The 12,436-nt window shown below is 71.7% G+C and carries 11 protein-coding genes; 7 read left to right on the top strand and 4 right to left on the bottom strand.

What is annotated here, in order from left to right; all coding sequences use genetic code 11:
* The first annotated feature begins 8 nt into the window (after window positions 1–8).
* Together recX and rny are read left to right on the top strand one after the other, a co-directional pair.
* Window positions 9–689, top strand: a complete 681-nt coding sequence (gene recX, locus G6R24_RS01745; protein WP_163547411.1) for a recombination regulator RecX — start codon at window positions 9–11, stop codon at window positions 687–689.
* A gap of 383 nt (window positions 690–1,072) precedes the next feature.
* Window positions 1,073–3,166 (top strand): ribonuclease Y, encoded by a 2,094-nt coding sequence (gene rny / locus G6R24_RS01750; protein WP_225438003.1) that lies wholly within the window; start codon window positions 1,073–1,075, stop codon window positions 3,164–3,166.
* Here rny and G6R24_RS01755 read toward each other — a convergent pair whose 3' ends face one another.
* The 4 genes from G6R24_RS01755 to G6R24_RS01770 form a co-directional block, all read right to left on the bottom strand.
* Window positions 3,167–4,036: an amino acid ABC transporter permease gene (locus G6R24_RS01755; RefSeq protein WP_163547412.1), complete on the bottom strand. Its 870-nt coding sequence runs from the start codon at window positions 4,034–4,036 to the stop codon at window positions 3,167–3,169.
* Window positions 4,033–4,653 carry an amino acid ABC transporter permease gene (locus G6R24_RS01760; protein WP_225438016.1) on the bottom strand — a complete coding sequence of 207 codons (621 nt, stop codon included), beginning with the start codon at window positions 4,651–4,653 and terminating at the stop codon, window positions 4,033–4,035. The genes G6R24_RS01755 and G6R24_RS01760 overlap by 4 nt, the downstream gene beginning before the upstream one ends.
* 157 nt (window positions 4,654–4,810) lie before the next feature.
* Complete coding sequence (locus G6R24_RS01765) at window positions 4,811–5,737, bottom strand: glutamate ABC transporter substrate-binding protein (protein ID WP_163547413.1); 927 nt, start codon at window positions 5,735–5,737, stop codon at window positions 4,811–4,813.
* Between the two features lie 111 nt (window positions 5,738–5,848).
* Window positions 5,849–6,583: an amino acid ABC transporter ATP-binding protein gene (locus G6R24_RS01770; protein ID WP_163547414.1), complete on the bottom strand. Its 735-nt coding sequence runs from the start codon at window positions 6,581–6,583 to the stop codon at window positions 5,849–5,851.
* Window positions 6,584–6,885: 302 nt separating this feature from the next.
* Here G6R24_RS01770 and miaB point away from each other — a divergent pair, with 302 nt between their 5' ends.
* The 5 genes from miaB (at window position 6,886) to G6R24_RS01795 (ending at window position 12,405) form a co-directional block, all read left to right on the top strand.
* Entirely contained in the window at window positions 6,886–8,487 is a 1,602-nt protein-coding gene (miaB, locus tag G6R24_RS01775; protein ID WP_163547415.1) for a tRNA (N6-isopentenyl adenosine(37)-C2)-methylthiotransferase MiaB, read from the top strand.
* Window positions 8,484–9,356, top strand: coding sequence for a class III extradiol dioxygenase subunit B-like domain-containing protein (locus tag G6R24_RS01780; protein ID WP_163547416.1), 873 nt, complete (start codon window positions 8,484–8,486; stop codon window positions 9,354–9,356). The genes miaB and G6R24_RS01780 overlap by 4 nt, the downstream gene beginning before the upstream one ends.
* A 37-nt stretch (window positions 9,357–9,393) precedes the next feature.
* Window positions 9,394–10,251, top strand: a complete 858-nt coding sequence (locus G6R24_RS01785) for an alpha/beta fold hydrolase (RefSeq protein ID WP_225438005.1) — start codon at window positions 9,394–9,396, stop codon at window positions 10,249–10,251.
* A 274-nt stretch (window positions 10,252–10,525) separates the two neighbouring features.
* The gene (gene miaA / locus G6R24_RS01790; RefSeq protein ID WP_175084796.1) at window positions 10,526–11,407 is read left to right on the top strand and encodes a tRNA (adenosine(37)-N6)-dimethylallyltransferase MiaA; all 882 of its coding nucleotides are present in this window, start codon (window positions 10,526–10,528) and stop codon (window positions 11,405–11,407) included.
* 101 nt (window positions 11,408–11,508) lie between these two features.
* A complete protein-coding gene (locus G6R24_RS01795; RefSeq protein WP_163547419.1) occupies window positions 11,509–12,405 on the top strand; it encodes an EAL domain-containing protein in 897 nt (298 codons plus the stop codon).
* Window positions 12,406–12,436: the final 31 nt, after the last annotated feature.

Below are 12,436 nucleotides of genomic sequence, written 5' to 3' on the forward strand. Positions count from 1 at the left end.
TCTAGCGGATGCATACGGGTCGGCAGGACGCCGAACGTGGCCCGACCTCCGCTGGTGTTGTCGGGCGTGATCCGGCTGACAACGGTGGCCGAGCCGTCGACCCGGTGGCGGTGGCGCGGGAGATCTGCCTGCGTCAGCTTGCCACCCGCGCACGAAGTCGGGCCGAGCTCGCCACGACCCTGCGCCGCCGCGGTGTGGCGGACGACGTCGCGGAGACAGTGCTCGACCGGCTGACCGCGGTCGGCCTGGTGGACGACAGCGCTTTCGCCGCGGCCTACGTCTCCTCCGCGTGCACTCATCGTGGTCTGGGGCGTCAGGCGCTGGCGGCGGAGCTTCGGCGCCGTGGAGTGGATGCCGACGTCGTGCAGGTCGCGACCGAGGCCATGGGCGACGCGGAGGAGGAGGACGTCGCCCGAGATCTGGTGCGGCGTCGGTCCGCGGCGATGCGCGGGCTGCCCGCGCCGGTGCGGGCCCGGCGGCTGCTGGCTCTGCTGGCTCGACGTGGCTACTCGGCGCAGTTGGCTTCGCGGGTCGTGCGTGAGGAGCTCGCGGCAGATGATCATGACACCGGTGGCGCGGGCCGCGGCGGCACGGATACCGATGGCCCCGATCTCGATGGTCCTGGCCCCGATGGCCCTGGCCCGGGCGGGCCGGGGCTGGACCTGGAGGACGAGGAGGCGAACTGGTAACCCGGCGTGTCCGACGGCGCGATTGCGACGGATGGCCCGTGACCAGCTATATCCACAGTTTCTTGACGCGGTAATCCGTCATGATCTACCCTTCGGGTCGAAAAGGTGACAGGGTCCCGCGGCGACGCGGTGCAGATAGCGCGATGTAGATAGCCGATCCACCTTCATACGTGGGCATCCGTCTTCGGCGGATGTCCAGGCCGGTGCGCTTCACCGTTCGTCCATCATTGATGGTCTGGTGTGAGCGCGTCGAAGCGAACCCGCCGGTCGGTGGGGGCGTTCGCCTGCCGCCCACCACGGCCGTGTCCGCGCCAGGTCGTGGATCCTTCGCCGCTTCGGTTCAGCTCGCCCCCGCGAGCCGGACGACAGCGGAGGGAGCAGCGGTGGAAGGCGTCCTGATCATCGTCCTGTCCGTCGTTGTACTCGTGCTCGCCGGGCTGGTCGTGATGGTCGCCCGGCTCGCCCGTCCCGACGGTCGGCGGCCGCGCCCGGTGCGCGCGCGATCGAGGTTGCCCGCGATCGGTGACGTTGTGCGTGGCTTCGGCATCGGTTCCAGGTCCCTGCCCCTGGAATCGGGTGGTGTCCTGCCCCCCACGGCGGACATGCCCGACGGGGCGGACGAAGAGCCGACCGTTCGAGTGCTCCCCGCGTCCGCCGCGGCAGGCCCCGCGCGGCGACAGTCGGCCGACGACAAGTCACAGCCGGCGCTGGCATCCTCCGCGGGTCCGTCTGGGACGCCGATCGAGGCCGCAACCGCCGAGGCCGCAACCGCCGAGGCCGCAACCGCCGAGGCCGCAACCGCCGAGGCCGCAACCGCCGAGGCCGCAACCGCCGAGGCCGCAACCGCCGAGGCCGCAACCGCCGAGGCCGCGAGCACCGAGGTCGAGGCGATCGAGGCTGGGGCGGGCGAGTCCGCGCCGGTGCTGGCTCGGGCGGAGCGGGAGGCGCAGGAGCGGCTGGTCCGGGCGGAGCGGGAGGCAGCGCAGATCCGGAGCCGGGGAGCCGAGGAGGCCGCGGCGCTGCGTGACCGGGCTCGGGCGCAGGCCACCGCGGAGGCGCGGCGGTTGGAGGCCGCCGCCCGCGACACGGCCCGTGCCGAGGCGGAGTCCGTCCGGGTGGAGGCGGCGGCGATCCGGGCCGAGCAGCGGCTTCGGGCGGAGGCGCTGGAGGCCCGGGAGCAGCGCCTTGACCAGCGGGTGGCCGAACTCGACGAGCGGGTCGCGGACATCGACCAGCGGTCCGAACGGGTGACACACCGAGACCAGGAGCTCCGCGAGCGGGAAGCGGAGTGCGCCCGCCGCACCGCCGAGGCGGACGAACGTGACGAGCGGCTGCGGCAGGCACTGGAACGCGTCGCCGGGCTCACCACCGCGCAGGCCCGGGCGGAGCTGATCACCAGCATCGAGCAGGACACCCGCCGCCAGGCGGCGCTACGGGTCCGAGAGATCGAGACCCGAGCCGAGGAGGAGGGCGAACAGCGGGCTCGGCGCATCGTCACCACGGCGATCCAGCGGGTGGCCTCCGAGCAGACCACCGAGTCCGTGGTGACCGTCCTGCAGCTGCCGGGCGATGAGATGAAGGGGCGGATCATCGGCCGGGAGGGCCGCAACATCCGCACGTTCGAGTCCGTGACCGGGGTGAACGTCCTCATCGACGACACCCCGGAGGCGGTGTTGCTGAGCTGCTTCGATCCGGTCCGCCGCGAGATCGGACGGATCACGCTCGCGGCGCTGGTCGCCGACGGGCGGATTCATCCGCACCGGATCGAGGAGGAGCACGCCCGCGCCCAGGTGGAGGTCGAGGCCCGCTGTGTGCGAGCGGGGGAGGACGCCCTGGTCGAGACGGGAGTCTCCGAGCTGCACCCGGAGCTGATCGTGCTGCTCGGGCGCCTGCGCTACCGGACCAGCTACGGCCAGAACGTGCTCGCGCATCTGATCGAAAGCGCGCATCTGGCCGGCCTGATGGCCGCCGAGCTGCAGCTGGAGCTGCCCCTGGCCAAGCGGGCCGCGCTGCTGCACGACCTCGGCAAGGCGCTGACCCACGAGGCGGAGGGTTCCCACGCGCTCGTCGGCGCGGATGTGGCGCGCCGGTACGGCGAGTCCGAGGAGGTCGTGCACGCCATCGAGGCCCATCACAACGAGGTGGCGCCGCGGTCGCTGTGCGCCGTGCTCACCCAGGCCGGCGACCAGATCTCCGGTGGTCGGCCCGGTGCCCGTCGGGCCAGCCTCGAGTCCTATGTGCGGCGCCTCGAACGCATCGAGCGGATCGCGGGCGACCGGCCGGGCGTCGACCGGGTGTTCGCCATGCAGGCCGGACGGGAGGTCCGGGTCATGGTCGTACCCGAGGAGGTCGACGACGCGGCCGCCCATCTGCTCGCCCGGGACGTCGCCCGCCAGATCGAGGAGGAGCTGACCTATCCCGGCCAGATCCGGGTGACCGTCGTGCGGGAGACCCGGGCGGTGGGTACCGCCCGCTGATCAGCCCGCGGCGCTGCCGGCCGCGGCGTCCAGCGCCACGGTGGACCGCCCGGTGCCAAGGCGGCGGCTCTGTCGCTGGTCCAGCCACCGGGCCAGCAACGACAGCAGGCCGTTGGTCACGATGTACATCAGCGCCATCACCGTGTAAATGGGCAGGGCGTACCTGCTCCCGAGGAACTCCACCGCGCCGCGGCCCGAGCGCAGCAGCTCGCTGTAGGCGATGACGAACCCGAGCGAGGTGTCCTTGAGCAGGGTGACCAGCTGGCTGATCAGGGTCGGGCTCATCCGTCGCACCGCCTGCGGCAGCTGGACGAGCCGGAACACCTGCAGCGGACGTAGGCCGAGGGCGGCGGCGGCTTCGGTCTGACCACGGTCGATCGAACGGACCCCGGCTCGGAAGATCTCGCTGAGCACCGCGCCGTTGTAGGCCGTCAGGCCGATGACCAGGGCCCAGAACGTCGAGACCTGCCAGCCGAGCGCCGGCAGCCCCAGGTAGGCGAACAGGATCAGCATCAGCACCGGCAGGCTGCGCAGCAGTTCCACCGCGGTGGTGGCGGCCCAGCGCAGCACACGGCGCTTCGACATCCGGCCCAGGGCCAGCAGCAGGCCGAGTGCGACGGCGAGCACCATGCCGGTGGCGGCGGCGCGCAACGTCGCGAGCAGCCCCTTCCACAGCAGGGTGCGCAGTTCCGGCTGGTCGAGGAACACCCGCCACAGCTCACCGTCGAGCTGGCCCTTGTCGGCCAGGCGGGTCAGGGCGAGCGCGAGCAGTCCCGCGAACACCGCCAGCGCGACCAGGCTGCCGTACAGAATCCGTCGTCGTCCCCGCGGTCCGGGCGGGTCGGCGAGGACCAGCGGTGTTGCACTCATCGCGTCCGCTCCAGCCGTCGTTCGGTGATCGCCAGTCCGCTGGCGAGCGCCAGGGTGAGGATCAGGTAGCCGACGACGCCGCCGAGCAGAACGGCGACCACGGCGTCCGGATTCGCCGTGGTCAGCCGCTGCACCACCCCGGTCAGTTCCTGGACGCCGAAGGCCGCGGCGATCGAGGTGTTGCGGATCAGCGCGCTGATCACACTGCCGAGTGGCTGCAGGACGGCCCGCAGCGCCTGGGGCAGCACGACCAGGCGCAGGTTCTGCCGGAAGGTCAGGCCCAGCGCCCGTGCCGCCTCCGCCTGACCGACGTCCACGCCGTTGATGCCGGCGCGCACCGCCTCGCAGACCAGCGCCGCATGGTAGATCGACAGCGCGAGGACGGCGAAGGTGAAGTACGAGAACACGATGTCCAGCCGCGGCAGGACGAACACCACGAAGAAGAACACCACCGTCAGCGGGGTGTTGCGGACGAGCTGCACATAGGCCGTACCGGCCCAGCGCAGTGGCGGGACCGGCCCGACCCGCATCGTCGCGAGCAGGGTGCCGCCGATCAGCGCCGCCACCGCGGCGAACAGGCTCAGCCCCACCGTGCGGCGGAAGCCTTCGGCGAAGATGTCGAGGTTGTCGAGGACGGTGTCGATCGCGAACTCCTTGTCGCTGCGGGCGGAGACGGTTGGGGCGGAGACGGTTCGGGCAACCGTCTCCGCCCGCAGCGAGCTGCCGCGTGGCGCGGCGAGTCAGGTGTTGCGGTGAATCAGGAGTTGCGGAGGGTCAGGAGGTGTAGCGGTCCACCGGCGGCGGGGTCGGCGTGGACTTCTCGACCTTGCCGACGGTGCTGCTGAACGCCTTCGCCCAGCGGCCGTCGCGGTAGGACGCCTCGAGGGTGTCGTTGATGAAGGTTCGGAACGCGGTGTCGCCCTTGCGGATCCCGATGCCGTACGGCTCCTTGGTGAACGGCTCGCCGACGAGCTTGAACGCGTCCGGGTCCTTGTCGATGAGGCCGAGCAGGATCACGTTGTCGGTGGTGACCGCGTCGACCTGGCCGTTCTTCAGGGCGTCCGCGCACTTGCTGTAGACGTCGAACAGGACGAGCTTGGCGGTCGGTACCTGGGTGCGGATGTTCTCGGCTGGCGTCGAGCCGCTGACCGAGCAGACCTTCTTGCCGGCCAGTGATTCCTTGCCGGTGATATCGGTGTTGTCCTTCTTCACCATGATCGACTGTCCGGCGACGTAGTACGGACCGGCGAAGTCGATGACCTTCTTGCGCTTGTCGTTGATGGTGTAGGTGGCGACCACCAGGTCGACCCGGCCCTGCTCGATGAAGGGCTCCCGGTTCGCGGACACGGTCTCCACGAAGTTGATTTTGTCCGTGGGAACACCCAGGGCGCCAGTGATGATCTTGGCGATCTCGACGTCGAAGCCCTCGGGGTTGCCGCTGAGGTTCTTCAGGCCGAACAGCGGCTGGTCGAACTTGGTGCCGATGGTGATCTTGCCGGCGTCGTGCAGGCGGGCCATGGTCGTGCCGGGCGCGAAACTGGCGGTGGCACTCGGCGCGGCCGCGGTGTCGTCGCCGTCGCTGCCGCAGGCGGACAGCCCCAGCGTGGCCAGCAGCGCCACGCCGAGGGCGAGCGCGCCACCTCGCCGGTACGACCGATGACCTCGACCAGCCGGTCGACCTTGCCTGAACACTGTGCGCATGAACCATTCCTTCCGTGGGGGGCGGGGCGTGGTGCGCGAGCCGTCGGGCTGCCGAAGCGGGAAAGAAGCGGGAGACTGGAGACGGGAAGCGGGGGATGCGGGCGGCGCCGCTCAGTGCCGCAGCACGCGGCCGAGGAAATCCCGGGCCCGCTCCGAGGTCGGTGCGTCGAAGAAGGTCGCTGGCGGGGCCGTCTCCACGATCCGGCCGTCGGCCATGAACGCGACCCGGTCGGCGGCGGAACGGGCGAAGCCCATCTCGTGCGTGACGACGATCATGGTCATGCCGCTGCTGGCCAGCGCCCGCATGACGTCGAGCACCTCGGAGATCATTTCCGGATCAAGGGCGGAGGTCGGTTCGTCGAACAGCATCAGGACCGGGTCCATCGCGAGGGCCCGGGCGATCGCGGCCCGCTGCTGCTGGCCACCGGAGAGCTGCCGGGGTAGCTGGTCGGCCTTGTCCGCGATACCCACCCGCTCCAACAGCTCCCGGGCCCGTTCCTCGGCCTGGGATCGCTTGCGGCCGAGCACCGTGACCGGCCCGAGCGTCAGGTTGTCGAGGATCGTCCGATGCGCGAACAGGTTGAACGACTGGAACACCATCCCGACCCGGGCACGCATCCGGGCCAGCTCGCGCCCCTCGGCCGGTAGCGGCCGGCCCTCGAACAGGATGCGGCCCTCGTCGATCGTCTCAAGCCGGTTGATGCACCGGCACATCGTCGACTTGCCGGAACCGGACGGCCCGATGACGACGACCACCTCACCGGATTCCACCGACAGGTTGATGTCGGACAGCACACGGTTGGCGCCGAACGACTTGCCGACCCCTTCCAGGCTCACCAGGGGCACTCGATCCTCCTGACGCGGGAACGGAAACGGTGGGTGATGGGTCGATAATCCCGATCCACGGCGAACCATGCCGCCGGACGCGCGCAGGAGTCGCGATCCCGACAGTCGGGGGCGACGGCACGGCCCGGCGGTGTCCCGACCACCGGGTGGATGCGCGTGCCGTAGCCGACCTGTCGCAAACACGAGCAAGCGCACGTGATGTCGGCAGTATGTCGATCGTTCCCGCAAACATCGCGATGACGCGCCGTCGTCGGTGGGCGCTGTCATGATGTGTCCGCTCGGGTCCCCGTAGGCTGGTAGGTGTGACCGGCCGCAGTTACGAGGTACGCACGTTCGGATGCCAGATGAACGTTCATGACTCCGAACGGCTCGCCGGGCTGCTCGAATCCGCCGGCTACGTCCCGGCGGCCAGCGGTGCCGAGCCGGACGTCGTCGTGTTCAACACCTGTGCCGTCCGGGAGAACGCCGACAACCGGCTGTACGGCAACCTCGGCCAGCTCGTGCCGGTGAAGAAGGGTCATCCCGGCATGCAGATCGCCGTCGGCGGCTGCCTGGCGCAGAAGGACCGGGCGACGATCCTGCGCCGCGCCCCGTGGGTCGACGTTGTCTTCGGCACGCACAACCTGCACCGGCTGCCGGTGCTGCTCGAACGCGCCCGGCACAACGCCACCGCCCAGCTGGAGATCGCCGAGGCCCTGGAGGTCTTCCCCAGCACCCTGCCGACGCGGCGGGCCAGCCATCACGCGGCGTGGGTCAGCATCAGCGTGGGCTGCGACAACACCTGCACCTTCTGCATCGTGCCGAGCCTGCGCGGCGTCGAGCGGGACCGTCGGCCCGGCGACGTGCTCGCCGAGGTCGAGGCGCTGGTCGCCGAGGGCGTCCTGGAGATCACCCTGCTCGGCCAGAACGTCAACTCCTATGGCCGCTCCCTCGGTGATCCGGGCGCGTTCGCGAAACTGCTGCGGGCCTGCGGCGCCGTCGAGGGCCTCGAGCGGGTGCGGTTCACCTCGCCGCATCCGCGGGACTTCACCGACGACGTCATCGAGGCGATGGCCACCACCCCGAACGTCTGCCACCAGCTGCACATGCCATTGCAGTCCGGTTCGGACGCGGTGCTGCGCCGGATGCGCCGCTCCTACCGGCGGGACCGCTACCTCGGCATCATCAGCCGGGTCCGCGCCGCGATGCCCGACGCCGCGATCACCACCGACATCATCGTGGGCTTCCCGGGCGAGACCGAGGCCGACTTCAGCGACACCCTGGACGTCGTGCGCGAGGCGCGCTTCTCCGGCGCGTTCACCTTCCAGTACTCGCCGCGCCCCGGCACCCCCGCGGCCACCATGGACGAGCAGGTCGACCGGGCCACGGTCACCGAACGCTACGCCCGGCTGGTCGCCCTCCAGGATGAGATCTCCTGGGCGCACAACCGCGCGCTGGTCGAGCGCCGGGTCGAGCTGGTGGTCGCCGAGGGCGAGGGTCGCAAGGACGACGCCACCGGGCGACTGTCCGGGCGTGCCCGCGACGGCCGGCTCGTCCACTTCCGCGCCGCCGAGCTCGCCACCGGCCCGCTGGACGAGCGCCCGAGGACCATCGTGGCGCGCGACATCCGTCCCGGGGACGTGGTGGAGACCGTCGTGACCAGGGGCGCACCGCACCATCTGACGGCGGACGGGCCGGTGCTCGCCTGGCGGCGGACCCGCGCCGGGGACGCCTGGGAGCAGTCCAACCAGGCGACGACGCCCACGGCGGCGAACCGGCCGGCCGTCTCGCTCGGCATGCCGGCCCGCCGACCCGACCCGACTTCACCGCAGCCGCCGTCCACCGCGCCGTTGGACGCCGCGTCGTCGTCCACCGCGTCGGCGGACGCCTGCTGTGTCGGCGTTCCCGCAGCTGGTCCGCGGTGACGTTCGTCGCGGCGGCGGTCTGCCCGCATCCGCCGCTGCTCGTCCCCGAAGTGGGTGGGGCCGAGCCGGTGGCGGTGCGTCCGATCGCACTCGACGCGGTGCGCCGGCTGACCGCGGCGGGCCTGGACCGGATCGTCATCGTCGGCGACGCCGGCTCCGAGGCCGCGACGGTGGCCGCGTCCGAGACCGGCGGGATCGAGTACGGTCCCACCGCCACCGGCACGTATGCCGGCTACGGCGTGGACCTCGTCGTCCCGCTCGTCCACGGCCAGGCGGCACCGCCGGAGGCAAGCCCCGACCCGTCGCTGCCCCTGTCCCTCACCGCTGGTGCCTGGCTGCTGGCGAACAGTGGCTTCACGGGCGCCCGCGCGGCGCTGGGCGTGCCGGCGGTGTACTCACCGAGCCAGGCCGCCAAGCTGGGGGAACGTCTGGTCACGGGCAGCGCGCCGGACGAGCGGCTCGGACTGCTGGTGATGGGGGACGGTTCCGCCCGCCGCGGCATCAAGGCCCCCGGCCATCTGGACAAGCGGGCGGCGCCCTTCGACGCGGCCGTCGCGACCGCCCTGGCCGGCGTCGACCCGGCCGGCCTGCTTGACCTCGACCCGGTACTCGCCCGCGACCTGCTCGCGGCCGGACGCGCATCCTGGCAGGTCCTGGCCGGCGCCCTGCTCGCCGCGACCTCCGGTACCACCGTGACCTCCGGTACCACCGTGACCTCCGCATCGGCTGGTACCGCCGTGAGTCGGGACGACACGCGTCGCGCGGTGTGGAACGGCGAGCTCCGATACGACGACGCGCCCTACGGTGTCGGCTATCTAGTAGCCGTGTGGATCCGGGGGGATGCGGGTCGTGAGGAATTGCGCGTGTGACCTGCCAGCGGGGATTCGGCGTACCGAGGTAGCGGGGTTGGCCGCGCTGCGGGCCGAGGTGCCGGCGGGTCCGGTGGTGCTGCTGCTCGCCGGGTTCGCCGCGAGCAAGGAGGACTGGCTGCCGGTCATGCCGGCGCTGGTCGCCGCCGGGTTCGACGTGACCGCTCTGGATCAGCGCGGCCAGTACGAATCGCCCGGACCGGACGATGTCGAGGGTTATGCGCTGACCGCGCTCGCCGGGGACGTCCACCGGGTGGCGGCGGCGCTCGGTGGCGGACCGGTGCACCTGGTGGGGCACAGCTTCGGTGGTCTGGTCGCGCGGGCCGCGGTACTCGCCGAACCCACCGCGGTGCGCACGCTGACCCTGCTGTCCTCCGGGCCCGCGGGTATCGTCGGACGCCGCCGCGCGGCGCTGCGCACGGTCGCGCGGGTACTGCGCCAGGACGGGCAGCCGGCGGTGTGGGCGACGTTGCAGGCCGTCGCGCGCCCCCGCCCCGACCACACCGACGCGTTTCTGCGCCGACGTTTCTTCGCGCATCACCGCGCGGGTCTCGTCGCGGTGAGTGACCAGTTGCTGTCGGCGCCAGACCAGGTGGACGAACTGGCCGCGGTGGCCCGCCTGACGGGGCTGCCCGTCCTGGTGGCACATGGTGACGGCGACGACGGCTGGCCGGCGGCCGTCCAGGCCGACATGGCTCGGCGACTCGCCGCCCACTACGAGGTGATTCCCGCCGCCCGCCACGACCCGGCCGCCGACAGCCCGCAGGCCCTCGCCGACCTCCTCCTCCGCTTCTGGCAACCCGACCGGCAAGCCCAGGCCGAAGCCCAGACCGAGGCCGAGACTCGGGCCCATGCCGAGGGCCATGCCCAGGCCCAGGTGTCCGGAGCGGCCTGAACCGCCCCTCGTGGCGACCCGCGTAGCTCCCGGCCGCCGCGCACGGCCCGGGCGACCATCGCATATCGTGATCTTCTGGCCGGATGGGTGACTGTCGGGGCCCGGGGGTCCGTTATCGGCGGTGGGGGTTGGCCGGAGATCCACCGGGAGCGGCCTGGGCCCGCCGGCATCCGATGGCCGTGGCACGATCCTGATCGTGACGAACGGGTCGGCGAGTGCGGGGAGTACGGCGGGCGCGGGAGGTACGCGGCGGCCGGTGCCGCGGGGCCCGGTGGTGGCGGTGGTGGGGCCCACGGCGGCGGGCAAGAGCGACCTGGGCATCGCGCTCGCGCTCGCGCTCGGCGGTGAGGTCGTCAACGCCGACTCGATGCAGCTCTACCGTGGGATGGACATCGGTACCGCCAAGGTCCGCCTGGACGAGCGCCGCGGCGTGCCGCACCATCTGCTCGACGTCTGGGACGTCACGCACGCCGCCGATGTCGCGAGTTTCCAGCGGGACGCCCGGCGGGTGATCGACGCGCTGCTGGCGGCCGGACGGGTCCCGGTGCTCGTCGGCGGCTCGGGACTGTACGTGCGGGCCGCCCTGGATGATCTCAGTTTTTCGGGCACCGACCCGGTGGTGCGCGCCCGATGGGAGGCCGAGCTGACCCGCCGCGGCTCGGGGGAGCTGCACGCGGAGCTGGCCCGTCGGGCGCCGCGGGCCGCCGAGGCGATCCTGCCCAGCAACGGTCGGCGGATCGTGCGGGCCCTTGAGGTCGTCGAACTGACCGGGGATTACGCGGCGACCCTGCCGGAACAACGCGCGGTCTATGACGTCGTCCAGATAGGCGTGGACCGAGACGATCTCGACGAGCGCATCACCCAACGGGTGGACAGAATGTGGAACGCGGGTTTTCCCGAAGAAGTGCGTCAGTTGGTGGAGTGCGGTCTTCGGGAAGGTCGCACGGCGTCACGTGCGCTCGGATACGCTCAACTCCTCGCCTGGATGGACGGCGCAATGGAGTCCACAGATCAGGCCAAGCTGGCCACAATTTCCGCGACGCGGCGTTTCGCCAGGCGGCAAAGATCCTGGTTTCGCCGGGATAACCGGATATCGTGGCTGAACCAACCGGACGTCACACAGGCGCTGCGGCTGGTGGTTCGATCTGACGGGTGACCGGTTCGTCCGATCGCCGGGGACGTGGTCGTCGCAGGGCCGCGGCGGCATGGAATCCGGCCCGCGGCGGCCTGTCCCGCGCGGCGTCTGGAGAGATCGCTGTGACCGTGCCCGCCACCGCCGGTGGTCTGCCACCTGACCTGACTCTCGTCCCCGCGCTCTACGCGGCCTTCGACGATGGCTCGCTGCGGCTGCACTTCCAGCCCGAGGTGGATCTGCGCACCGGTTCGGTGCCCGGGATGGAGGCGCACCCGCGGTGGCAGCATCCCGAGCGGGGGGTGTTGGGTCCTGCGGAGTTCATGCCGATCGCCGCGGCGGCCGGGCTCGTCCACCAGGTCGACCAGTGGGTGCTGCGGATGGCGGTGACCGAGGCCCGGACCTGGCATCGGATGGCGGTCGGCACCCCGATCCGTCCGCCTCGGCTCTGGGTGAACATCGACGGACGCCAGCTGGCCAGTCCCGCCTTCGTCACCGAGGTGGACCGGCTGATGTCCGGGCGGCTGCTACCCGCCGGCGCGATCGGCCTGGAGTTCAGCGAACGGGCGCTGGGCCTGGCCGCTCCGGTCGTGCCGGGCCTGCTGGCCCACCTGCACGCCCTCGGTGTCGCGCTCGCGGTCGAGTCGTTCGGAACCTGGTTCGGTTCCCTGGCCGTGCTCGATCTGCTGCCGCTCGACCTCGTCAAGCTGGACGGTCTGTATCTCCAGGCCACCATGCGTGACCTGGAGGGGGAGGCGGTCGTGGCGGCGATCGTCCGCCTCGCGCACAGCCGGGCGCTGACCGTCGTCGCCGACGGCGTGGACTCCGCCCGCCTCGCCACCCGGGTCCATGACCTGGGCTGCGACCGTGCCATCGGCCCGGTGTTCTGCCCGCCCGTCCCCGTCGAGGACGCCCGGATGATCGCGCTCGGTCGGGGTCGCCCGGAGCGCTGGCACCGTCCGTCGCAACGCACCGACGAGCGGCTGCGAGCCTGGGTGTCGGCCGCCGGACCACGAAGCTGAGCCGAACCCAGCCAGACCGAACCGCAGCGGG

This window comes from Candidatus Frankia nodulisporulans (assembly GCF_902806475.1).
Lineage (GTDB): Bacteria > Actinomycetota > Actinomycetes > Frankiales > Frankiaceae > Frankia > Frankia umida.

Coding starts and splice junctions, on each gene's coding strand:
- recX (WP_163547411.1), top strand. CDS start 9: ATGCATACGGGTCGGCAGGACGCCGAACGTGGCCCGACCTCCGCTGGT.
- G6R24_RS01755 (WP_163547412.1), bottom strand. CDS start 4,036: ATGAGTGCAACACCGCTGGTCCTCGCCGACCCGCCCGGACCGCGGGGA.
- G6R24_RS01765 (WP_163547413.1), bottom strand. CDS start 5,737: ATGCGCACAGTGTTCAGGCAAGGTCGACCGGCTGGTCGAGGTCATCGG.